This window comes from Paraburkholderia sp. J94 (genome assembly GCF_905220285.1).
Classification (GTDB): domain Bacteria; phylum Pseudomonadota; class Gammaproteobacteria; order Burkholderiales; family Burkholderiaceae; genus Paraburkholderia; species Paraburkholderia tropica_A.
The window spans coordinates 274,033-297,125 of record NZ_CAJMZH010000001.1 but is presented as its reverse complement, the minus strand read 5'-3'; the positions used below and the strand labels follow the sequence as shown (position 1 = coordinate 297,125).

The 23,093-nt window shown below is 64.1% G+C and carries 20 protein-coding genes; 12 read left to right on the top strand and 8 right to left on the bottom strand.

Annotation, left to right across the window (positions count from 1 at the left end; genetic code table 11):
* Nucleotides 1–20 precede the first annotated feature (20 nt).
* A complete protein-coding gene (locus tag U4Y88_RS01310) occupies nt 21–683 on the top strand; it encodes a response regulator (RefSeq protein ID WP_224005505.1) in 663 nt (220 codons plus the stop codon).
* Nucleotides 680–2,041, top strand: a complete 1,362-nt coding sequence (locus tag U4Y88_RS01305; protein ID WP_224005502.1) for an ATP-binding protein — start codon at nt 680–682, stop codon at nt 2,039–2,041. The genes U4Y88_RS01310 and U4Y88_RS01305 overlap by 4 nt, the downstream gene beginning before the upstream one ends.
* Nucleotides 2,042–2,100: 59 nt before the next feature.
* Here the strand turns inward: U4Y88_RS01305 and U4Y88_RS01300 are convergent, their stop codons facing one another.
* Nucleotides 2,101–4,182, bottom strand: a complete 2,082-nt coding sequence (locus tag U4Y88_RS01300) for a TonB-dependent receptor (protein WP_405044995.1) — start codon at nt 4,180–4,182, stop codon at nt 2,101–2,103.
* A 599-nt stretch (nt 4,183–4,781) separates the two neighbouring features.
* On the opposite strand from U4Y88_RS01300, the gene U4Y88_RS01295 reads away from it, so the two are divergent.
* Nucleotides 4,782–5,192 carry a DUF6632 domain-containing protein gene (locus U4Y88_RS01295; RefSeq protein WP_310631055.1) on the top strand — a complete coding sequence of 137 codons (411 nt, stop codon included), beginning with the start codon at nt 4,782–4,784 and terminating at the stop codon, nt 5,190–5,192.
* Nucleotides 5,193–5,743: 551 nt separating this feature from the next.
* On the opposite strand, the gene U4Y88_RS01290 is transcribed toward U4Y88_RS01295, so the two are convergent.
* The 5 genes from U4Y88_RS01290 to U4Y88_RS01270 all read right to left on the bottom strand — a co-directional run bounded on the left by U4Y88_RS01290 (nt 5,744) and on the right by U4Y88_RS01270 (nt 11,550).
* The gene (locus tag U4Y88_RS01290; RefSeq protein WP_321781681.1) at nt 5,744–6,703 is read right to left on the bottom strand and encodes a spore coat U domain-containing protein; all 960 of its coding nucleotides are present in this window, start codon (nt 6,701–6,703) and stop codon (nt 5,744–5,746) included.
* Nucleotides 6,700–9,069, bottom strand: a complete 2,370-nt coding sequence (locus U4Y88_RS01285; RefSeq protein ID WP_321781679.1) for a fimbria/pilus outer membrane usher protein — start codon at nt 9,067–9,069, stop codon at nt 6,700–6,702. Before U4Y88_RS01285 ends, U4Y88_RS01290 begins: the two co-directional genes overlap by 4 nt.
* 145 nt (nt 9,070–9,214) lie before the next feature.
* A complete protein-coding gene (locus tag U4Y88_RS01280) occupies nt 9,215–10,000 on the bottom strand; it encodes a molecular chaperone (protein ID WP_224005490.1) in 786 nt (261 codons plus the stop codon).
* Entirely contained in the window at nt 9,997–10,533 is a 537-nt protein-coding gene (locus tag U4Y88_RS01275) for a spore coat U domain-containing protein (protein ID WP_415774377.1), read from the bottom strand. The genes U4Y88_RS01280 and U4Y88_RS01275 overlap by 4 nt, the downstream gene beginning before the upstream one ends.
* Nucleotides 10,534–10,992: 459 nt before the next feature.
* Nucleotides 10,993–11,550, bottom strand: a complete 558-nt coding sequence (locus U4Y88_RS01270) for an ester cyclase (RefSeq protein WP_321781677.1) — start codon at nt 11,548–11,550, stop codon at nt 10,993–10,995.
* A 391-nt stretch (nt 11,551–11,941) separates the two neighbouring features.
* On the opposite strand from U4Y88_RS01270, the gene U4Y88_RS01265 reads away from it, so the two are divergent.
* From U4Y88_RS01265 to U4Y88_RS01250, 4 genes are all read left to right on the top strand, one after another.
* Nucleotides 11,942–13,477: a methyl-accepting chemotaxis protein gene (locus U4Y88_RS01265; RefSeq protein ID WP_224005484.1), complete on the top strand. Its 1,536-nt coding sequence runs from the start codon at nt 11,942–11,944 to the stop codon at nt 13,475–13,477.
* 217 nt (nt 13,478–13,694) lie between these two features.
* Nucleotides 13,695–14,426: a gluconate 2-dehydrogenase subunit 3 family protein gene (locus U4Y88_RS01260; RefSeq protein WP_224005482.1), complete on the top strand. Its 732-nt coding sequence runs from the start codon at nt 13,695–13,697 to the stop codon at nt 14,424–14,426.
* Between the two features lie 6 nt (nt 14,427–14,432).
* The gene (locus U4Y88_RS01255; RefSeq protein ID WP_224005479.1) at nt 14,433–16,211 is read left to right on the top strand and encodes a GMC family oxidoreductase; all 1,779 of its coding nucleotides are present in this window, start codon (nt 14,433–14,435) and stop codon (nt 16,209–16,211) included.
* 13 nt (nt 16,212–16,224) lie between these two features.
* Complete coding sequence (locus U4Y88_RS01250; RefSeq protein WP_321781675.1) at nt 16,225–17,541, top strand: cytochrome c; 1,317 nt, start codon at nt 16,225–16,227, stop codon at nt 17,539–17,541.
* A 91-nt stretch (nt 17,542–17,632) separates the two neighbouring features.
* On the opposite strand, the gene U4Y88_RS01245 is transcribed toward U4Y88_RS01250, so the two are convergent.
* Nucleotides 17,633–18,025 carry a hypothetical protein gene (locus U4Y88_RS01245; protein WP_321781673.1) on the bottom strand — a complete coding sequence of 131 codons (393 nt, stop codon included), beginning with the start codon at nt 18,023–18,025 and terminating at the stop codon, nt 17,633–17,635.
* Complete coding sequence (locus tag U4Y88_RS01240; protein ID WP_321781671.1) at nt 18,022–19,044, bottom strand: DUF6402 family protein; 1,023 nt, start codon at nt 19,042–19,044, stop codon at nt 18,022–18,024. Before U4Y88_RS01240 ends, U4Y88_RS01245 begins: the two co-directional genes overlap by 4 nt.
* Nucleotides 19,045–19,478: 434 nt before the next feature.
* On the opposite strand from U4Y88_RS01240, the gene U4Y88_RS01235 reads away from it, so the two are divergent.
* From U4Y88_RS01235 to U4Y88_RS01215, 5 genes are all read left to right on the top strand, one after another.
* Nucleotides 19,479–19,682: a cold-shock protein gene (locus U4Y88_RS01235; RefSeq protein WP_224005473.1), complete on the top strand. Its 204-nt coding sequence runs from the start codon at nt 19,479–19,481 to the stop codon at nt 19,680–19,682.
* Nucleotides 19,683–19,955: 273 nt separating this feature from the next.
* On the top strand, nt 19,956–20,180 hold the full coding sequence (locus tag U4Y88_RS01230; RefSeq protein ID WP_224005470.1) for a hypothetical protein: 225 nt from the start codon (nt 19,956–19,958) through the stop codon (nt 20,178–20,180).
* Between the two features lie 185 nt (nt 20,181–20,365).
* Entirely contained in the window at nt 20,366–20,698 is a 333-nt protein-coding gene (locus U4Y88_RS01225) for a hypothetical protein (RefSeq protein WP_321781669.1), read from the top strand.
* A 106-nt stretch (nt 20,699–20,804) separates the two neighbouring features.
* Nucleotides 20,805–22,469, top strand: coding sequence for an ABC-F family ATP-binding cassette domain-containing protein (locus U4Y88_RS01220; protein WP_224005464.1), 1,665 nt, complete (start codon nt 20,805–20,807; stop codon nt 22,467–22,469).
* Between the two features lie 169 nt (nt 22,470–22,638).
* Nucleotides 22,639–22,959 (top strand): antibiotic biosynthesis monooxygenase family protein, encoded by a 321-nt coding sequence (locus tag U4Y88_RS01215; protein ID WP_224005461.1) that lies wholly within the window; start codon nt 22,639–22,641, stop codon nt 22,957–22,959.
* Nucleotides 22,960–23,093: the final 134 nt, after the last annotated feature.

The window sequence follows — 23,093 nt, the reverse complement described above, 5'->3', positions numbered from 1 at the left end:
ATGCGAACTGGAGCCCCACGATGCGTCTGCTACTGATCGAAGACGACGAAATGATCGGCGAACCCGTGTTCGACACGCTGCGGCGCGAAGGCCACGCCGTCGACTGGGCGAAGGACGGCCGCGAGGCCGAGCTTTCGCTCGCCAACGATGTCTACGACCTCGTGCTGCTCGACCTCGGCTTGCCGAAGAAGGACGGCGTGACCGTGCTCGCCGCCTACCGCAAGCGCGGCGGCGAAGCGCCCGTGCTGATCCTCACCGCGCGCGACAGCGTGACCGACCGCGTGGCCGGACTCGACGCGGGCGCCGACGACTACCTCGTCAAGCCCTTCGATCTCGACGAACTCGCCGCCCGCGTGCGCGCGCTGCTGCGCCGGCGCACCGGACGCAAGCAGCCGGTCTACGCGCACGGCGATCTCTCGCTCGACCCCGCCGCGCACGAAGTCACGCAGGCCGGCCAGCCGGTCGCGCTCGTGCCGCGCGAATTCGCGCTGCTGCACGTGCTGATCGAAGAACCCGCGCGCGTGTTCACCAAGGCCGAACTCGAAGAACGCATGTACGGCTGGGGCGAGGAAGTGGGCAGCAACACCATCGAAGTGCATGTGCACAGTTTGCGCCGCAAGATCGGCGCTGAGCAGATCGTGACGGTGCGCGGCGTCGGCTATCGCCTCAAGAGGGCTGAATGAGATCGATCCGGCGGCGGCTGCTGGGCTGGCTGATCTGCGGTTTCGCCGCGGCGTCGGCAATCGCCGGGCTCGCCATCTTCCACACGGCGCGCAACGAGGCCAGCGAACTGTTCGACTACGAATTGCGCGCGGTCGCGCTCTCGCTGCCGCTGAACCTGCATTCGGGCCGCGGCGCCGAGCCGAGCCAGCAGCCCGACATGCAGGGCATCGCCGACGACCGCATCCTGATCGACATCTGGGACCGCAACGGCGCGCCCATCTATCACTCGACGCAAGACCCGCCGCTGCCGCGCAACCCCGTCGGCTTCCACGTGTTCGAGCGCGCCGAAACGCACTGGCGCACCTTCGGCGTGCAGCAGGCCGACCGTTTCGTGCAGGTCGCGCAGCCGATCTCAGTGCGCGAGCAGCTCGCGCTGCAACTGGCGCTGCATACGCTGTGGCCGCTCGCACTGCTGGTGCCGGTGGCGATCGTGCTTGTGCTGCTCGTGGTCGCGCGCGGACTCGCACCGGTCGGCGCGCTGTCCGCGCTGCTGAGCGCGCGTTCGTCGACCATGCTCGGGCCGCTCAAGCTCGACGGTTCGGTGCCGATCGAATTGCGCCCGCTCGTGGAAGCGCTCAACGATCTGCTCGCGCGCCTGAACACGGCCTCGCAGGCACAGCGCACCTTCATCGCCGATGCCGCGCACGAACTGCGCTCGCCGCTCGCGGCGCTCAAGCTGCAACTCCAGGCCGCGCTGCGCGACGGCACGCTCACGGGCGAGCCGCACACGACCGAGCGCATCGAAACGCGTCTGAACCGCCTGATCCGCCTCGTGCAGCAATTGCTCACGCTCGCGCGCGAGGACGCGCAGCCGGAACTGGCGGTGGCGTCCGTGAGCCTGCGCCGCCTGAGCGAGCAGGCGATCGGCGACTTCTCGCTGCTCGCCGAGGACAAGCAGATCGATCTCGGGCTCGAAGTGCGCGCGCCCGTAACCGAGGACGACGCCTGCAACGTCGCCGCCGATTCGCACGGCCTCGCCACGCTGCTGAACAATCTCATCGACAATGCGATCCGCTACACGCCGCCCGGCGGGCGCATCGACCTCGTGCTCACACGCACGGGCGAGCGCGTGGGCTTCGAGGTCATCGACAACGGGCCGGGCATTCCCGAGGAACATCTGGGCCGCGTGCTCGACCGCTTCTATCGCGGCAATCACGTGCCCGGCACCGGCAGCGGACTCGGCCTCTCGATCGCGATGCGCATCGCGCAGCGTCACGACCTGACGCTCGTGCTGCGCAACAACTCCGGCGGCCGCGGCCTGACTGCCGCCGTCGAGGGCTTGCGCGCGCAGGAGCGCGAGGCCGCTGCGCGCGCGTAGTGCGTGCGTAATGCGTGCGTCGTCCGTGCGTAGTGCTGATGTAGCACGACGCGCGCGCGTCAGAAGGTCGAGCGCAATCCCACCATCACGCTGCGCCCGCCTTCCGGCGCGATGTCGCGCACGACCGAACTCGCGTAACGCACCTCCTGATTAGTCAGGTTGTCGCCGCGCACATAGGCGAGCCAGTTCGTCGGACCGACGCGGAACTTGTACGTGAAGATCAGCCCGAGCGTCGTGTAGCCGTCGGTCGGCAGATCGTCCTCGGGCACGCGATGCTGCGCCCACGCATGCACGAGTTCCGCGCGCGCGTCGAACGGACCGTAGCCGTAATCGGCCGCCAGCGTCGCGCGCAGCGGCGCGATGCGCGGCAGCGGCTCGCCCGTATCGACGTTGCGCGCGTGCGTGTAGTCGCCAGTGAACGACACGTCCACGCGATGCGCGCCCTTCGCGAACACGCGCCACTTGCCGTCCAGCTCCACGCCGTAGAACTCCGCGCGCACGCCGCGATAGACGGCTTCGTTGAGCGCGTCGTCGGTGCCGGCGGGCACGACTTCGTCGTCATCGTTGACGAGACGGCCCGTGTTGTACTCGGTCAGATAGTTGCGGAAGCGGCTGTAGAACACGCCCGCGCTCGCCTTGTTCGGGCCGCGCTCGAAACGCAGCGACAGATCCGTCGAGACCGCCTTCTCCTTCTGCGCATCGGGATTGCCGATCAGATACTGGCCGGTCGCGTCGTGCGGCCCGTTCGCGTAAAGCTCGTAAAACGTGGGCGCGCGCTCCGTATACGCGACGTTGCCCGCCAGCGACCACGCCGGCGCGAGCTTGTAGAGCGCGCCCGCCGAGACGCTGCCCGCGTTGAAATCGCGGCCCTGCGCGCTGGCGAACTTGTCGTTGCCGTCAGGCGTGGGATCGAGCTTCACGTGCTCGAGACGCGCGCCCGCGCTCAGTTTCAGGCGCGGCGTCACGTTCCATTCCTCCAGACCGAACAGTGCGATGTTGGTGGTCTGCGTGGTCGGCACGAGCGCTTCGTCGCCGAGCGCCGAGAACGTGTTCTGGCTCACCTGCACGCCAATCGAGCCTTCGAACGGGCCGATTTTCTTGTGGCGCGCTTCGAGCCGCGCTTCGTAGCCGTGATTGCGGAACGTCGTGCCCACTTCGCCGTTGTCGATCTCGCGATGCTCGTAATCGGTGTAGCCGAAGTCGAACTTGAGCTGGCTGAACGGCCCGCTCAGATTGCGGATTTCCGAGGCGACGGCGACGTGATCCTGATGCATTTTCAGACGCACGTCGTCTTCGGCAACCGAGCCGTAATCGCTCTGGAAACCGTTGTACGAGATGCCAGCGTAGCCGTCGGCCCACGTGTACGAGGTGCCGACCGCGCCGCCGTGCCAGCGGCCGTCGCTGTTCGGGATGCTGCCGTAGGGCTCGTCGGCGCCGCCGTCGGCCGCGCGCTGAGCCGCCGAATGCGCGTAACCGGGAATGCGCTGATTGCTGGTGTCGCGGTCGAAGGCATCGACGTGGAACGCGAACTGGCCGTTGCCGCCCTCGACCTGCGCCGCGCCCGCGCGCGCGTCGTTGGCGCCGCCGTAGCTCGCATCGACGGCGCCGGTCACGCCCTGGATCGGCTCGCGCGGAATGCGGTTGTCGATGGTGTTGACGACGCCGCCGATCGCGTTGCCGCCGTACAGCAGCGCCGCCGGGCCGCGCACGATTTCCACGCGCTCGATCGAGAGCGGGTCCTGCGGCACGGCGTGATCGTACGAGAGCGACGAAGCGTCGTAAGCGGCGACGCCGTTTTGCAGCAGACGGATGCGGTCGCCATCCATGCCGCGGATGATCGGGCGGCCGACCATCGGTCCGTAGGTGGTCGTCGAGACACCGGGCAGACCGTTGAGCGTTTCGCCGAGCGAGTTGGCCGCGCGCAGCGTGAGATCGTCGCCGCCGACCGAGGTCGCAGGCGAAATCAGGTCGCTGTCGCCGAGCGGATTGGCAGTGACGAACACCGGCGCGAGCGTGCTCGTGGACGTGACAGGCGTGGTCGAAGCGGCTGACGCAGCGGCATCGCCGCTCGACGACTGCGCGTGGACGAGCGCGCTCACGAGCGCCAGCGAAAGCGGCGTGAGGCGGGTGAAGTGCGTCAGCTGCGTGAAATTCGTGAAATGCGCGAAGCCGGCGAAGCGGCGCAGACGCGCGAGGCGCGCAAGCCGCTCGGCGAGCGGTTCCACGCGCAAGGGGCAGGCGAAAGCGCCGCGAGGCTGGGCGCGCAGGCGCGCCGAACGCGGCTTCGAGGGCGAGTCGGACTGGATGATGGTGGCCACGATGGTTCTTGTTTGCGTCGTTGTCGGGTCGTTGAAATTGGGCGCTGGATCCGGCGCGGAATGAGGCTGATTCGGTGGTTGATTCAGATGCAGATTCGGAATCCGATACGCGCCGGATGCGGATGCGGAACCCCGTGGTCCGCATCCGCCGCACCGCGAAGACAATCGGAAGTACGGTGAAAGTCGATGCGAATGTTACGTTATAACATTGCCGATTGTGAAGAAATATTTCGACAGGCGGGCGAAAGACAGGCGCGGATTCATGCCGTGCGCATCGGCACGATTACTGCATAAATGCGCGATCAAGCAGTGACGATGGGAGACGATACGAGACGTTCGCAACATGAACACAAGCTTGCAAGGACGTTGTCACGCGCGCATAGTGGCGCCAGCGGGCCGCCGACGCGCCCGAGGAGACCGCCATGAACCATCGCGACCGCCTGCGCTACCTGCGTATCGCGTTGCTCGTCACGGGTGCGTTTGCGATATTCGCCTTCTATCCGCTGATGATCGTCTGGCCCGCCGGTTGGGCCTGGCACTCGGGGCATTCCGACTATCCGGCGATGATCGTCGGCATTTACGCGACGCTCGGCGTGTTCCTCGTGCGCGCCGCGCGCGATCCGCTCGCGCATCTGAGCCTGATCTGGTTCACCGTGTGGTCGAGCGTGGTGCATGGCGCGATCATGACCGCGCAGTCGCTGATGGCGCCGGAACATCGGGGGCATCTGCTCGGCGACGTGCCCGCGCTGTTCGTCGTCGCTGCCGTGCTGGCCTGGCTGACGCCGCGCGCCACGCCGTCCGGCACGCGTGGCGCGGCCGGCGAACCGGTTTGAAGCGCGCCGCTGCCCGCGACGCGCAAGACGAGCGCTGCGAATTGCCGCAGCGCTCAACTTTCGAGCCGCCCTGCCGACAAACAGATAGATGCCGTTCCAGCGCTGCTTGGCAGCGCGCGGCCTCTCGCGCCGCCGCGCATCGAGTCGCCAGGGCGCGCATCGTCCGATCGTTTCCGAACATGTCCCGCTTTTTTTGCCTTCGGTCCGCGCTGGGTTTTGGCCTCGCGATTGGCTGCGCTTTGCTTGCTTCTGGTAGTGGTGCTGAGCCTGTTCCGGCTTCCAGTATGGTCGTGAGCCTTGTCGTGCAGCAGAGTTGCCTGGTTACTGCGAGCGAGGGCGTGAGTGCTGTTGCGCCTGCTGTCAGTTGTTTGCATGGCGAGCCGTATCTTGTCTCGCAGTCCGAAGCGCAGTCCATGCAGATGACGTCGGCGGTGCAGTTTGATTCGCAGCGGACGTCGCGGGGGTTTTGGACGGTGACTTTTTAGGTTGTGGGGGTGCAGGGCGGTGAATCAGCGGAGTGAGCAACCTCCCCGTCCACCGCACTCGAACCCTCAGAAATAAATCGTCGCCGTAATCGTGTCGCTATAACTCCCCGGCGCGGGCGTGGTCTGCGAAGGCACGCGTCCATACACCGTGAACACCTGTTGAAGGCCGGAGCCCGTGCCCGTCGCCGTCGAGGTCCCTCGCGTTCCGTCACCCCACGCGCTGCTGTAGCCCGAATCCAGATAGAGCTGATAGCTCACCGACCCGCCGCCGCCCGAGCGCGCCATCGTGCGCGCGGAGACGTTGCCGCTCGCACCGCTATTGAGCTCGATCTTGAAGGCGTCGCCGTTCGTGCATCGCGCGGTGATCGAACCGCTCGAACTCAACGCCGAACTGAGCACGGACGTCGAACCGAACGCCACGTTCGTCGCGGTGATATCGCAATTGTTGATGACGGTGGCCGTCGACGAAAACGCAAACGTGCCTTGCGTCGAGGTCAGCGAGGCGCAGGTCGGCGCAATCAGCGTATAGAAACCGTAGTTGATCGACGTCGTATTGCCGCCGAAGCTCTGCGTATAAACGGTGCTCACATTGTTGACGGTCGGCACCGTGGGCTGCGCGGCCGCGATCTGCCCGTACACAGTCACGGTCGCACTCAACGACGTGCCGCTCGGTTTAGCCATCGTGAGCGAGATCGGTGTGCCGTTCGAATAAATCGATCCCCAGATCTGCGTATGCCCGGCATCGCGATAGAGATCGTAGTTCATCGAATTCGAGCCGTTCGTCATCGTCCGCGGACTCGTGCCGCCGAGATTGAGGCACACGAGCACATCGGGCGTGAGCGTGATGGCCGACCACGTGCACGTCACGCTGATGGTGCTGGTCGTCGTGAAGGTCGTGCCCGCGATCGGGCTCACGTTGCCGAACGACACCGGCGTGGCCGTCGCCGTGCACGCTTCCGCGTGTGCGCCGCGCGCCGCGAAACACAGCGTCAGACACAGCGCGAGCATGAACAGCACGCGCCTCATGGCGGCGTTCCTCCACCCGACGCGGGCGACAGCGGGCACACCAGCGGCCCGATGGTTTGCAGCGTATCGCCATTCCCAGGATGCCACGCGAACGATATTTCGCAATGCTTATCACCACTTCGAATCTGCAGATGGTTTTGCGGCGCGAGTCCGTCGACGAACGTGATGCCGTCGTAGCCCACGATCGTGTCGTGACCGCTTTCCACGTGATGCACGCGCGCGCCCGCGGCCAGCGGCTTGCCGTTGGCGTCGTGAACGATGATCGACGCCGCGCGATAACGCGTCACCGCGAAATGCGCGAGCACGCCCGACTGCGATTGCGGCACGATGTCCTTCGAGGTATCGGCGATCCGCGCATCGGCGGGCAGATTCATCGTGTCGATTGCAAGCTGGTTGTGCTGATACGCGTTGAGATCGGGAATCAGCAGATGGCCGCCGCCGTCCGTCATGCCGATCACGCGATTCTCGTGCAGCACCGGAATGCCCGCGACGCCATCGGTCGACACGAGCGCGAAGCCGTCGTCGATACGGCGCGCGGGCTGCACCGTGCCGTCCATCAGCACGAGCGAGCCGGTCAGATCGAGCGAGCCGATGGTCTGGCCGCCCACCTGCTGCACGGCGGCCGTGGCCTCGCCGTAACGGCCGAGATATTGCAGCTGGCCCTGGTGGAATTGCGTCGGGCCCGTGCCGCCTGCCTGCACGCCCCAGCCCCAGCCGCCGCTGTAATCGGGCGGCCGCAGCGCGTTGACGTTCCAGGTGGACTGGCCGTCCTGGCGTCCCACGGTCGCGTTGATCGAGGTGTTGTGACCGAGGCCGATGCTCGCGGAGAGCAGCACGCCGCGCGATTCGCGCTGGCGAAAATCCTGGTACGCGCTCAGGTTCAGCGACACCAGATTGCCGAAGTTGAAGGTCCACGATACCGAGCCGATCTGCGAAACCGGCGCCGAGGGAATCTTGTAGCCGATATAGCTCAGCGAAAACGTCTGGTTGCGCAGAAACGGAATCGCGAGCGTCACGCGGTCGGTCGTCGTGGGAATCGGCGTGCCGTCGCGCGCGGCCAGATCGCCGTAATTGCCGAACGCGCGTATCGATTGCGCGTCGATCGAAAAGCGCGGCGAGACGAACTGATAGCCGATGCTCAACTGCGTGCCCGTGAGCTTGCCAACGCTGCCCGACACCGAGCCGTTGATCACGCCTGCCGTGCCGAGTCCGAACAACACGCCGCCGCCCGCGTTGAAGAGGCCCGGCGTGGTTTCGCCGTGCGCTTCGAGCGTGAGGCGATCGTTCACGCCGTGCCGCCACGACGCGCTCACGGCGGGCCGCGAGTCGTAGTCGAACGAATCGAGCCCGTAATTGCGGCGTAAAAAGCCCGCTTCGAACGAATAGCTCGACAGGCCCGTCGCCATCAGCCGCGTATCGACATAGAGCGGCACCGAGGCGGCGATCGTGCGCCCGAGCGCATCGTGCGTGATGACCGTCGCCTGGCCCGCGCCCGTGATGCCCGGCACGTCGTTGATGATGAACGGCCCGCTCGGCACGCTGCCCGAATACTGGCGCACGCTGTTGATGTACAGATCGACCGAGGTCGGCACCACGGCGCTGCCCGGCAGCGCGGGAATCGGAAACGTCACGAGGTCGGGGCGCAGCGCGAAGTTGCTGCGCCACTGAAAACCCGCCATGCGGATCGAGCGCGTCCACGCGAGCGACGAGTTGATCGTATCGCCGATCTGCGTGGTGCTCAGGTTCGCCGGATTCGACATGCTCCACGAGGTGTCGTAGCGCACGTACTCGTCGCGGTCGTGATAGAAGTACGCGACGCCGGTGTTGCTGAACACGCCATGCGGATCGAAGTAGCGTTCTTCGCTCCAGAGCGCGAACTCGTTGGCCGAGCCGCTCTGCGCGAAGGCGTCGTAGTTGAACACGAGGCCGCGCGACGAGGTGGCGTTCGGCGTCGCCACGACTTCGCGTGTGTCGAATTCGAAGGGCTTGCGGATGGCGTCGGGAATCTGCAGATCGAGGCTCTGGCGCGCGGGATCGTAGCGGTAACGCAGGCCGGGCAGCGTGTCGAGATCGACGTTCGCATCGGGCGCGATGTGCAGCTGCGCGGTATCCACGCCCACGGTGCCCAGGTCCTGGCCGGTCGCGAACAGATGCCCGCCCAGTTGCTGGAAATGAACGATCTGGTTCGTGCGCTGGCCGTTCACATCGACTTCGAGATAGAGGTCACGCGTGTCCTGCGCGCCCGCGTTGATCAACTGCCCCTGCGCGTGCGCAGCGGCGCTGAGGAACGCGAAACCCACGGCGACCGCCACGACCGCCATGCGCCTCACGCGGCCATGCCGGGACGCGCCTCGAATTCGTTTCATTCTGCGTCGTTCGTTTCATGTCTTCCGGCCCGCGCCTTGCGGCGACATGCGGCCACCTCCTCGTTCACTGCGGCTCGCGCGCCCCTCCCGAACGGCGCGCGGCCGTTCCCTGCCCTGTACCCTGCGCTGAGCTTGCCTGTCGCGGTCATCCACCTTGCTCGATAGCCACCGCGCCTTCCACCGGCTGCGTGTTGACCGTCGCGCGTACTTTCATGCGGCCGGGTTTCGCGTCGGGCGGCACCGGCACGTTCCATTGCCGCCCCTGATGTCCGAGCGCGTAGCCGAGCAGGCCGCGCGTGACGTCCCAGCTATGGCCCGCGTCGTCGTAGAGCTGCACCGCCGATATCTGCGCGCGCCGCTGGCCCGCGTTGTCGGCGCGCAGCGCGTAACCGTGCGCGCCGCGCACGAGCCGCCAGGTCAGTTGAGGCGGCGCGATGCCGTCGCCGCGCGGCTCGACGAACACCGGCACCGAGTAGCGCAGGCGGATCGTCACGCCGTCCGCACTGGCCGTGCCGGGCGCGGGCAGTTCGTCGATCAGCAGGCGGTAGCTCCGTTCGCCGCCGTCCGCCGATGCAGGCGCACTCGCGCCGTCCGCCGCGGTCGATGCGCCCGATGTGTTGACACGCACGAGCCTCACGAGCTGATCGCCGTGCGGCGCGATTTCGATGAGCGGCGGACTCGCGATGACGTCGGCAGTAGGCGTGAGCACATCGTCGCCGCCGGCCTGCGCCCAATGGAACACGCGCACCTGGCCGTAGAGCGGCGTATCGCCGGGATTGCGCAGCGTGAGCCCGGTCGCGTTCTCGCTCGCCGAGAACTCGATCGTCACCGGCGAGATCTGCAAGGTGGCCGCGAACGCGCCGCCCGCGAGCGCCCACAGCGACGCCGCCGCGACTGCCCGCGCGGCTCGACCCGCCAGGCGCGCGCTCAAAAGTAGACCGTCGCGGTAACCGTGGTCTGGTAGGTGTCCGGCTTCGGCGTGGTCTGCGCCGGCACCTGCCCGTACACCGTGAGTGTCTGCGCGGAGCCGGTGCCCGTGCCGGCCACCGTGTTGGTGCCCTGCGTGTTGCCCCAGATCGTCGTGCGGCCCGCATCCTGATAGAGCTGGAAGCCGACGGTGGTGGTCGTGTTGCCGGTGGCCGTGCCTGCCATCAGCCGGCTCGCGACCGTGCTGCCGGTGACGTTGCCGCCGTCGAGACCCACGTTATAGGGCGTCGTGTTGGTGCAGGTGACGCTCAGCGTGGTCTGCTGGTTGATGGCCGTGCCCAGCACGCCATTCGTGCCGAAGGCCAGCGGGTTCGCGGAGATCGCGCAGTTCGCCTGCAACGTGAGCGTGACGTTGAAGGTGGCCGTGGCGGTGCCGTTCGAATACACAGCCGCGTCGGCGAGCGGCACGAGTGGCATCACGGGCAAAACTGCAATCGATACCCCGAGTACTGCGGACGTTAGATATTGGCGTTTCATCGACCTTGCTCCTGCATGTCGTTCCGCTTGTACGGACCACATCGGAAAACGGGGAAGAAAAACGAACTCGACAAGGAATTTATACGAAGAATGTCACTTTACCTTTAATGGAATTACATTTTGTTACAGATTGCGAATGCAACGAGAATAAAGCCAGTAAGAGCTGCCTGGCACGATGCGGTTTAAATCGAATTCAGTAGTTCTTACGCGCGAATTCATGCGAAATCGATGCGCAGTCGACGCGGCGTCGCGTTCATCGCAATGCATTGCGCAAGGGGTTTTGCGTATACATCCGGGAATACGGATTGCTCGCTTAAAGCGGTTATTCTCCGATATTCTTTAAAACCTTACGCACGATCTTAATGAAGCAATGCTCAATGCGAGTTAAATCGCATTGAGCATTGCGTTAAAGCGGATCGACATCGGCATTAGCCAATTTCCCCTGGATACGACTCGCCGTTATTTCCCCACCGCGCCAACCTGCTGCAAGAACGTGAGGTTATCTTCGAGATGCCAGTTATCGGTGATCTTGCCGTCGCGAATGCGGTAGATATCCGTCGCGATGAAGTCCACCGGCTGGCCCTTGCCCTGCACGCCGTTGAACGTGCCGGTGAAATGCCCCGTGAAGTGCAGATGCGTCACCACGCGGTCGCCGGCCACCAGCATCTGCTCGATGTCGGCGTGCACGTCGGGCACCGCTGCATGAAAAACCTTCGACGCCGCGAGCGGACCCGCCACGCCTTGCGGACGTCCGGGGGGCAGCGTGCGGTCCGTGAAGTCCGGCGCGAGCGCGGCGCGAGCCTGGGCTTCGTCGCCGGTGCTCCAGAACGTGTCGTAGAGACGCGCGGCATGAATCTGCTGCTCGCGCTGTTGCGCGGGCAAGCTGCCGTCGACGATCAGTTCGTGCGGCTGCGCGAGTTCGCCGGCCGCGGCGAAGGCGGGCGTAGCGGCGCCAAGCGAAGCGGCAACGGCAGCAGCAACAAGCGCAGCGGAAGCAAAGCGAAGGGACGTTTTCATGATGGGCTCCAGAGTCGGTGGCTAAGTGGCGAGACGTTTCTCGCGCTGCCATGACGTCATTCTGCGTACCCCTGCAGCCTTTGATAATTGGCGCTCTCGTTGAAGGATTTTCAAATCTTTCAGAAAGATAGCGAAAGACTCGGCAAGACCTGTACGACCATTCGCCAACGTTTGCACCGTCTGGAAGCCTTGCCCGGCGTGCCACGGTCGTTCCCCGCATTTCCTTACAGCCTGATTTCAAAGGGATTTCAGTAGTTCCTTAAAAATATTTTAGATTTGCCCTAAATATGGTCAGACGAATGTCGATAAGGAGGAGACGCCCGCGACAGATCAGCCGCCGCATCCCTAGCTCGTCGCGCCACGTCTTCCCTGGTCAAATCGGTACAGACGCATGACACTAACGATAAGAGCGCGTATCGCGCTAACCTTCGCACTTCTCGCCGCCCTGCTCACCGTTTCCGGCGTGCTGGGCTTCATCAGCACGGAAAAGGCGAACAGCGCGAACCGTGACACCTACCGCAACAAGCTCGCCGAATCCACGGCGATCGACAACGCGGAGATCTACATCGCGCGCACGCGTCTCGTGCTCGACCGCGTGGCGCTGCATCCGGAAGCGCCCACGGTCCCCGACCAGCTGCAACGCGCGGCGGGCTTCTTCAAGAACTCCGACGAGTGGTGGACCAAGTTCCAGCAGATGCCGCACGAGCCGGACGAGCTGCCGCTGATCGAGAAGACCACCGAGCGCCGCACCAACATGCGCGACGCCGTCTCGGCCTTCACGAAGGCGCTGCAATCGGGCGACAAGGCGACGGCGGACAACATCGCGATGACGCAGCTCTCCGACCTCTACAGCGCGATGAGCGCGGCGAACAACGAGGTCAAGAAGCATCTCTACGAGAACGCGAAAACGCGCTACGAGCAGGCTGAATCGAACTTCTACATGTTCTCGACGATCAGCGCCGTGATGGTCGTGCTCGGTCTCGTGGCCGCGGGTCTCGGCTGGATCATGCTGAGCCGCGCGATCATGACGCCGCTGAACTACGCGCTCGACAGCCTCGCGCAGATCTCGGGCGGCAATCTGAGCCAGACCGTGCGCGCCAACCGCAACGACGAAATGGGCACGCTGCTCGAAAGCATCGAAAAGACCCGCAAGGAACTCGGCGGCGTGACGGGCGCGGTGCGCTCGGGCAGCGAGTCGGTGTCGGTGGCGACGCGCCAGATCGCGGCGGGCATGATCGATCTGTCCGCGCGTACCGAAGAACAGGCGGCGTCGTTGCAGGAAACGGCCGCCAGCATGAACGAACTGACCTCGGCGGTGAAGCAGAACACCGACAACGCCCGCACCGGCAGCGACCTCGCGCAGACCGCCGCCAGCGTTGCGGCGCGCGGCACCGAAGTCGTGCAGCAGGTCGTGACCACGATGGACGAGATCGAAGGCAGCTCGCGCAAGATCTCCGACATCACGGCGATGATCGAAGGCATCGCGTTCCAGACCAATATTCTCGCGCTCAACGCAGCCGTGGAAGCGGCGCGCGCCGGCGAACAGGGCCGCGGCTTCGCGGTCGTGGCGAGCGAAGTGCGCTCGCTCGCACAGCGTTCGGCGGCGGCGGCGAAGGAGATCAAGGATCTGATCGCCAACTCGGTCGAGACGGTTTCGCACGGCACGAACCTCGTGTCGTCGGCGGGCGCGACGATGTCGGAACTGCACACGGCCGTCGAGCGTGTCACCGCGATCATGAACGAGATCGCCTCGGCTTCGGAGCAGCAGCAAAGCGGCATCGAGCAGGTGGACACCGCCGTCACGCAGATGGACGAAGTCACGCAGCAGAACGCCGCGCTCGTCGAGCAGGTCACCGCCGCGGCGCAGGCGCTCGACACGCAGTCGACCAAGCTCAGCAGCACCGTGCAGATCTTCCGCGTCGCTTGACGCGTTCGGGCGGGCGCGTTTTCGAGGGATGGGAAACGCGCGCCGCCGGATCGGCCGGATTCAACGCATCCGCTTCGTTTTAACCAGGCAACACCCACGCAGTAACCAGGCAGCACCCACTAGCAACACACGCGCGTCATCGCGGCCTGCGCAGCGCTGCACCGCCACGCCGCCGACTGCACGCACCCCACACGCCACTCGCTGGAGTCCCCCTCTCATGACATCGCCTGACAAGGCGGGCCGCCGCTCGTTCCTCAAAGGATCGATTGCGATCGTGCCCGTCGCCGCCGTCGGCACGGCCTCCGCCGTGCTGCGTCCCACCGCGGACGACATCAAGCGCTCCGCGCCTCCGCCCGACACCCCCGCGCAGGAAAACTATCAGCCCGGCTATTTCACGCCCGACGAATGGGCCTTCGTGAACGCCGCGTGCGACTGCCTGATCCCGAAGGATCACAACGGTCCCGGCGCCGTCGAACTGGGCGTGCCGCAATACATCGACCGTCAACTGCAAACCGGTTACGGCGACGCTTCGCGCTGGTATATGCAAGGACCCTTCCAGAAGGGCGCGCCCGAGTTCGGCTATCAGTCGAAGCTCACGCCGAAGGAACAATATCGCCTCGGCATCCGCGCGATCGACGCCTATTGCAAGGCGCATTTCGGCGGCAAGACCTTCGCGCAGCTCGACAAGGAAAAACAGATCGCATTCCTGAAGGATGTCGAAGGCGGCAAGATCGAGGACGACTTCAACGTCAAGTCGTTCTTCAGCGGCTTCCTGCTCAAGAACACTATGGAAGGCTTCTTCGGCGACCCGATGTACGGCGGCAACAAGGACATGGCCGCGTGGAAAATGATCGGCTATCCGGGCGCGCGCGCGGATTACGTCGAGTGGGTCACCGAATCGAAACCGTATCCGTACGGCCCGGTCAGCCAATACGGAAAGCGAGGTTAAAAGAATATGGCAACAGTGAAAAAGAAGGCCGTGGATGCCGTGATCGTCGGCTTCGGCTGGACCGGCTCGATCATGGCGATGGAGTTGTGCAGCGCGGGCCTCGATGTGGTCGCGCTCGAACGCGGCGACGGCCGCGACACGATTCCGAATTTCGCGTATCCGCAGATCGTCGACGAAATCAAGTATTCGGCGCGCAATGCGCTGCTGCAGAATCTCGCGAAGACCACCGTCACCACGCGTCACACGAAGAACGATACGGCCCTGCCCTATCGTCAGATCGGCTCGTTCAAGCCGGGCGAAGGCGTCGGCGGCGCGGGCACGCACTGGTCCGGCGTGCAGTCGCGCGTGACGGCGGAAGAACTGCGTCTCTATAGCCGCGTGAAGGAACGCTACGGCGAGAAGTTCATCCCCGAAGGCATGCAGCTGCAAGACTGGGGCGTGACCTACGACGAACTCGAACCGCACTTCGACCGCTGGGAATATGTGTGCGGCACCTCGGGCCGCGCCGGCAACATCAAGGGCAAGCCGCAGGAAGGCGGCAATCCGTTCGAAGCGTATCGCTCGCGTGAATTCCCGCTGCCGCCGCTGCCCGATCATCCGACCGGACGCCTGTTCGCCAAGGCCGCGCGCGAACTCGGCTACAAGCCGTTCGCGCTGCCCGCGGGCAACGCTTCGGGCGCGTACACGAACGAGTACGGCTGCCAGCTCGGCCCGTGCAACTTCTGCGGCTTCTGCAGCGACTATGGCTGCCTGAACTACTCGAAGGCCTCGCCGCAAACCGCGATCATTCCGGCGCTGCTGCGCAAGCCCAATTTCGAACTGCGCGTGAATTCGCACGTGCTGCGCGTCGAACTCGACAAGGACGGCAAGCAGGCCACGGGCGTCACCTATATCGATGCTCAGGGCAACGAAGTATTCCAGCCGGCCAACATGGTCGTGCTCGGTGCGTTCCAGCTGCACAACATCCGCCTGATGCTGTCGTCGAAGATCGGCACGCCGTACAACGTCGATACCGGCGAAGGCACCGTGGGCCGCAACTTCTGCTACCAGGTGCTCAACAGCGTCAACATGTTCTGGGACAAGGACGTCTACATCAACCAGTTCATGGGCGCGGGCGGCGGCGGCCAGGCCATCGAAGAGTTCAACGCGGACAACTTCGATCACGGCTCGCTCGGCTTCATCGGCGGCGGCATCATCTGGGGTCGTCAGACCGGCAACGGTCCGGTGCGCGGCATTCCGCTGCCAAAGGGCACGCCCAAGTGGGGCGGCGAATGGAAACAGGCCGTGGCGGATAACTTCCTGCACACGGGCCGTATCGAATCGCAGATCAGCAACATGGCGTATCGCGGCTGCTTCGCCGACCTCGATCCGACCTACAAGGACGCTTACGGCGAACCGCTGCTGCGCATCACGCTCGACTGGCAGGACAACGACCTGCGCGCCTCGGAATACGTGGCCGGCAAGATGATGGAGATCGGCAGGCAGATGAACCCGAAGAGCATCTCGGGCCGCATCCTGAAGCCGGGCGCGCACTGGGATACCCGCGCGTATCAGAGCACGCACGTCAACGGCGGCACGTCGATGGGCGCCGACCCGAAGACCTCGGTGGTCAACAAGTACCTGCAAAGCTGGGACGTGTCGAACGTGTTCGTGCTGGGCGCGAGCGTGTTCGCGCACGGCATCGGCTACAACCCGACCGGCCTCGTCGGCGGTCTGGCGTACTGGGCCGCCGCGAATATCCGCGAGCGTTATTTGAAGAACCCCGGCCCGATGGTCCAGGTTTGAGGAGCCACACGACATGCGCAAACTTTCTGTAGCACTCGTCGCGGTCGTGGTGGTCGTGGGCGGCCTGTGGGCCGGCAGCCACTCGAAGCCCACCGTGACCATCGACCCGCAGGCGCTCGCCACGCCGGGCAACGCCGCACGCGGCGAATACCTCGCCCGCGCGGGCGACTGCATGGCCTGCCACACCGCCAAGGGCGGCGCGCCGTTCGCGGGCGGCGTGCCGCTCGCGACGCCGCTGGGCGCCGTGTATTCGACCAACATCACGCCCGATAAGGAACACGGCATCGGCGACTGGAGCTTCGACGACTTCGTGCTGGCGATGCGCGAAGGCGTGACGCCGAAGGGCCGCCATCTGTATCCGGCGATGCCGTACACGTCGTATGCAAAGGTCAGCGACACGGACCTGAAGGACCTGTACGCGTACTTCACGAACCAGGTCGCCGCCTCGCCGCAGCCGAACACGCCCTCGGACATTCCGTGGCCGCTGAACGCGCGCTGGCCGCTCGCGTACTGGAACCGCGTCTTCCACGACGACACGCGCTTCAAGTCCGACGACGCGCACAGCGTCGAATGGAATCGCGGCGCGTACCTCGTGCAAGGCCTCGCGCACTGCGGCACCTGCCACACGCCGCGCGGCGTGGGCTTCCAGGAAGTGGACCTGAGCGGGCTGGGCGCGCGCTACCTGAGCGGCGCGAAGATCGACGGCAGCGCGCCGGTCAATCTGCGCGGCGACAAGGGCGCGGGCCTCGGCGACTGGAAGGAAGAGGACATCGTGGCGCTGCTGAAGACGGGCCGCAACGCGCATTCGGCCGTCACGGGCCCGATGGGCGAAGTGGTCGAGCACAGCACGCAGCATCTGACCGATGCCGACCTGCACGCGATCGCGGTGTACCTCAAGAGCCTGACGCCGGCTTCGACGGACGCTTCCGCGCCCGCGTACAAGGCCGACGACGCGACGCTCACGGCGATCATGACGGGCCATGCGAACGACATCGGTTCGCGCATCTACATCGATAGCTGCGCGGCGTGCCACCGCCAGAACGGTGAAGGCGCGGCACGCGTGTTCCCGTCGCTCGCGGGTAACCCGTCGGTGCTCGCCGAGCATCCCGACTCGCTGATCGCGGTGATCCTCGCGGGCTCGCGCCTGCCGTCGACGGCATCGGCTCCGGCCCCGCTGGCGATGCCGCCGTTCGCATGGCGCTACGACGACGACGAAATCGCGCAACTCGCGACCTTCGTGCGTTCGGCGTGGGGCAATCATGCGAGCGCGGTCAGCGCGGATGATGTGAAGCGCGTTCGGGCGCAGATGGGTATTGAGGCGAAGCGGTAAGGGCTGAGTCGTGTTGGCTGGTGTCGATTGTGATGGTGGTGATCGACGCCAGCCTTCTACCCTTTTGCCTCAGTTTCGGATGTGTTCGAGTTCAGGGGATTTTTGCGCGTAACCGCTCAAGCCAGTTCGGCGGAATCGCGATTACGCCGGCCCCTGAACCATTGCCTTCTCCTCGCCTGAACAGCACGGCGCTTTCGTCGGGCATGAATTCAGGCAAACCACCGTCCAGCGAATCGAAGTCGGTTCGCGCGAGCAGTTCTCCGCTGCGGACGTCGTACAGTCTCCCAACATAAATGAGCACGTTGCCGTCGCCGCCTGTGACACAGGATTCGGCGCGATATGACCCGCTCTTTGAAATCACGCTTTGGCATTCGCGTGCGACTGCACGCGCTCGTGCATCGAAAACGTATTGCATGACGCTGAACGCCACAAGCACGAAGACGATGAAAAACACGACACGGCGGACCGGATTACGCGCCGTCATTTCTTCACCCGGAACTTGATGGGATCGATTTTCACGACCTGAAAATCGGAGAATAAAACCATATCGCCGCCCGCATTGTGCGTGTCCTGCCAGCGACGGAAATCGCTATTGTGAACAGGCCAGAACGTGCGCCCGAATGGACCTTCGGGCTTGATGACATAGTTGCTCCAGTTTCCCCAGTTTGCCCGCTGCGCGACATAACCTTCGGGAACGAGACAGATCCCGTCCTTGTTCCAATGCCCGAGATATTGCGACCCACCCTGACTCGCATCGTCGAAATAGGAATAGGGATTTTTGACGTACAGCGCGATTTTGGTGACTTCGACGTCGATGCTACCGATCATAGTTGGTTTGAAGCGGGCCTCGGCAACGGCCGCATAGATTGCGAAGCCGCCTAATGCGCCGGCGAGATCGTCGGGCTTGCCGTGATGAAGGATGGCGCCAAAGAATTGCTCGGCTTTTTCAAGCGCGGACGTGTCGACTCTGAACAGTTGAAACTGAAACCTGTTGTGTAACGCGCTGACGCTGCCGCCAGTCAACTCTAGCGCGTCGAGACGTGAGCGATCCCGATAGGGATAGACCGCCTTGACCAGCGCATCCGATGTCCCGGTCTGCAAATACCTCGACTTCTGCAATTTGGCGAATGCGGCTTTCGCGCGAGGAAAGGACAGCACCCAATCGAGCTTGACCGTATCCGTGTCGATCCGATCGCCGGGATACGCACCGGTGCGCCAATCGCTATTGATACCATGCGCTTTTTGAAAGGGATTCCCAGCCTGATTCTTCGGCGCGTAAGCAAACCATTTTCTGAGCAAGGCCGCCGACTTGTGCCAGCCCATTTTCGACATTGCGGCCGGAATTTCGGTGACTTCGAACTGCTCATCGGTCAGAAGATATTGCGCGTCGCGCGCGACGCCGGGAGCATTGCCCGACTGACGGTTCACGTACCAGACATCTCCGGCCTGTTGCCGCCATTCACCGCCGTTCGGCGTAAAGACCGACAATTCCTGAGCGCTCATGGGGTCTCGCTCCAACATGAAGGAATCGTCTGTCTATCACTGGGCAGCGACCTGATTTGCCAAAATCCGTCAAAGCGACGACTACGACAAATCAGAGGGCGTCGAATCTATGCAACCCGCAAAAGTCCAGGCGAAAAGAAACGCCAATGCCCCACAGCGCGCCCCACACGCAATGAACCGCGCAGCCAATCAGGGCCACATTCCCCGCCACCAAACCCGCCATTCAGCACCTGCATAACAAAACAGTTACAAATCAAATCTTGACGCCGACCCACCCGCACGGTTAGTGTGGCGGTCGAAGGTCAAGAAGTTCGATTGCTGTTCATCAATTGCTCGCTTCCCAGCGGTATTCGTGGTCCATTCCCTCCTTGTCGCTTCGCACACGCTCTCTTTAAAAGAGTGAATCTTCGTATTTTTTCCTCAAGGGTAATTTCATGGAAACCGGTACCGTTAAGTGGTTCAACGACAGCAAGGGCTTTGGCTTCATCACCCCGGACAAGGGTGGCGACGATCTCTTCGCGCACTTCTCCGAGATCAAGACCGACGGCTTCAAGACGCTCGCTGAAAACCAGAAAGTGAGCTTCGAAACCAAGCAAGGTCCGAAGGGCCTGCAAGCGGCGAACATCAAGCCGATCTAAAGTTTGAAGGACCCGGCGTCCGACACGGACGCCGGGTTGCAGCGACACCCTCGCGGAGCACAGTCTCCCCAAGTTGGCGCGATCGCATCTGGCTGCCCCTTATATCCGGCAGCTTGTTCGACGCCACACGCCTCGTTGCACCTCATTCTCCCCTTCGGCGACTACGCCTTTTTAGCTTTCCGACTGCTTCAGATTCGGCTCGCAATGGCTTGAATCAGCTCGCCTGTGCACGTTCTCACGGCACACGCGCGTTCGGACATCAATAAAATTAAAATGCAAGACAAACACATTCATCAATACAACGGCTATGCCGTCCAACCGTCCGCACATCGTTTGCCCGACGGCTGCTTTTCCTCCAATCTGCTGCTCGAGCGCACCAACAGCGCGCAAGCCGAAACCAGCTACCGGTTCTATTCGCTCGACTACTTCGCGACTGAAGAACAGGCGCTGGAGCATTCGACACGCTGGGCACGCCACTGGGTCGACACGCGCGGATAAAGCCGCGTCCCCGTGGCCCGTGATTAGCGCCCAGGCGAGCGCAATCGCCTAAGCGCCAATCAAATTTCACCCCGCGTGTGGTGAAAATGCAAAATCCGTCGCGCGCATTTTTGAAATGGATTTTTAGAGCGCCATCATTGGGCAACGAACATTGAATCAGGTTTGTAGCCAAATGGGGGCAAGTTATGGGCAGTGCGCTGGTTTGGGCTGCAATCCCTCACAACAGTGACGGGGTCGTGTTTCAGGTTCGCGTGATTCGCGGACTTCAGCGTTTTCATCTCCCACGCCGGGCGCTCGAGGCCGTTTTCGGCCTGGCGCCTCATGCATCGGATGCGCGGCAACTCGAACTCTTTTACCGGCACACGGCTCACATCCTGAGCCAGGCCATGCGCAAACGCCCGATTGCCGGTGCGGACACCGCGGCGCTCCAGACCACCGATTTCGCTTCCGTCGTGGAAGCAGAGTGGGATGAGGCCGCGTATCGGCCGCAAACGCCAGGCTATCTGGCTTTGGACTGAGGAATAAGCTCAGCCGGCTGGGCGCCGCACAACGCGGACGACGCAAAAAAGACGGCCCCGCACGCCTGGTCGGCTATCATGCCATTCCTCTCCGAAGTAGCTTCTTATGATTTCCGTCCGTAATGTCACGCTGCGCCGCGGCGTCAAGGTCGTGCTCGACAGCGCGTCCGTCACCTTCACCCCAGGCGAAAAGATCGGTCTTGTCGGCCGCAACGGCGCCGGCAAGTCGTCCTTCTTTGCCCTTCTCAACGGCACGCTGCACGAAGACAGCGGCGAATTCTCGATTCCCGCTGCCTGGCGAATGGGCCAGGTCGCGCAGGACATGCCGGAGACCGAGCAGGGCGCGACCGACTTCGTGGTCGAGGGTGACACGGCCCTGCTGGCTGCCCAGGCCGAAGTCGCCGCCGCCGAGGCCAGCGACGACGGCATGCGCATGGCGCACGCCTACATGGCCCTGCACGACGCCGGCGCGCACGACGCCCCCGCGCGTGCCCAGGCGCTGATCCTCGGACTCGGCTTTACCGCCGCGCAGCTCGATCAGCCGGTCAACAGCTTCTCCGGCGGCTGGCGCATGCGACTCCAGCTCGCGCGCGCGCTGATGTGCCCGTCCGATCTGTTGCTGCTCGACGAACCGACCAACCACCTGGACCTCGACGCGCTGGTCTGGCTCGAAGCGTGGCTCAAGCGCTATCAGGGCACCCTGGTCGTGATCAGCCATGACCGCGAATTCCTCGATGCGGTGACGCAGGTGACGGTGCACGTCGATAACGCCAAGCTCGTGCGCTACGGCGGCAACTACAGCAAGTTCGAAGACATGCGCGCCGAGCAGCTCGAGTTGCAGCAGGCCGCGCTCGCCAGACAGGCGGACAAGATCGCCCATCTGCAGAAGTTCATCGACCGTTTCAAGGCCAAGGCCTCGAAGGCGAAGCAGGCGCAGAGCCGCGTCAAGGCGCTCGAACGCATGGAGAAGATCGCGCCGGTGCTGGCGGAAGCGGAGTTCACCTTCGAGTTCAAGGAACCGCTCAACGTGCCGAACCCGCTGCTCTCGATGCTGGACGCGAGCTTCGGTTATCCCGCGCCGGACGACGCCGTGCCGGGCACGCCGCCCACGGTCATCGTGCAGGGCATCAATCGTTCCGTGCTGGCCGGCCAGCGCATCGGCATTCTCGGCGCCAACGGTCAGGGCAAGTCCACGCTGGTGAAGACGATCGCGCACGCGCTGACGCCGATTACCGGCGAAATCAGCGAAGGCAAGGGCCTGAACATCGGCTATTTCGCGCAGCAGGAGCTGGACGTGCTGCGACCGCAAGACACGCCGATGGAACACATGATCCGCCTCGCCCGGGACACGCCGCCGCACATGCGCGCGCCCGGCCAGAGCGGCACCGAACAATCGCTGCGCACCTTCCTCGGCACGTTCAATTTCAGCGGCGACACAGTCCATCAGGCGGTGCACACGATGAGCGGCGGCGAAAAGGCGCGCCTCGTGTTGTGCATGATCGTGTGGCAGCGCCCCAACCTGCTGCTGCTCGACGAGCCGACCAACCACCTCGACCTGGCCACGCGCGAAGCGCTCGCCATGGCGCTCAACGAATTCGAAGGCACGGTCATGCTGGTCAGTCACGACCGGGCCCTGCTTCGCGCCGTCTGCGACGAATTCTGGCTGGTCACCAAGGGCGGCGTCGAACCCTTCGACGGCGATCTCGACGATTACCAGCAGTTCCTGCGCGACGAAGCGCGTCGTATGCGCGAGCAGGCCGACGCGGCGTAAACATCGTCATCTGAGATTCCGCGCGGGATTTCGATCGTCAGTATCCGATGTGCCTGTTTTTCTCTGTCGCTGCAGGGAAAAACAGGCACGGTCATGCAACAGCGCCCCGCCTCCTCACAACCCTATAATCGAAAAGGCACACCCAACCCAAAACCGAGGAGCCCGCCTCATGTACATCGCCATGAACCGCTTCAAAGTCGCGCCCGGTTCCGAATCCGCCTTTGAAGAAGTCTGGAAAAACCGCGACACGCATCTGAAAACCGTCCCGGGCTTCATCGAGTTCCATCTGCTCAAAGGCCCGCAACGCGACGACCACACGCTCTACGCGAGCCACACGATCTGGGCGAACCACGCAGCGTTCGAAGCCTGGACCCGCTCGGACGCCTTCCGCGCCGCGCACCGCAACGCGGGCAATGCAGGCGAGAGCCGCCCCCTGTACCTGAGCCACCCGGAATTCGAAGGCTTCGACGTCATCCAGACCGTGAAGTAAGGCGAGCGCCGCCTCGCACGCGCCCGGAAAAACCGGGTGAAAACTTCACAGCCACCCGGCCAAACTTACACAAAGCGGGGCCACACACGCGCAAACACTGCGCCGAACTCCCCGCCCACACGCGCCACGCGGCC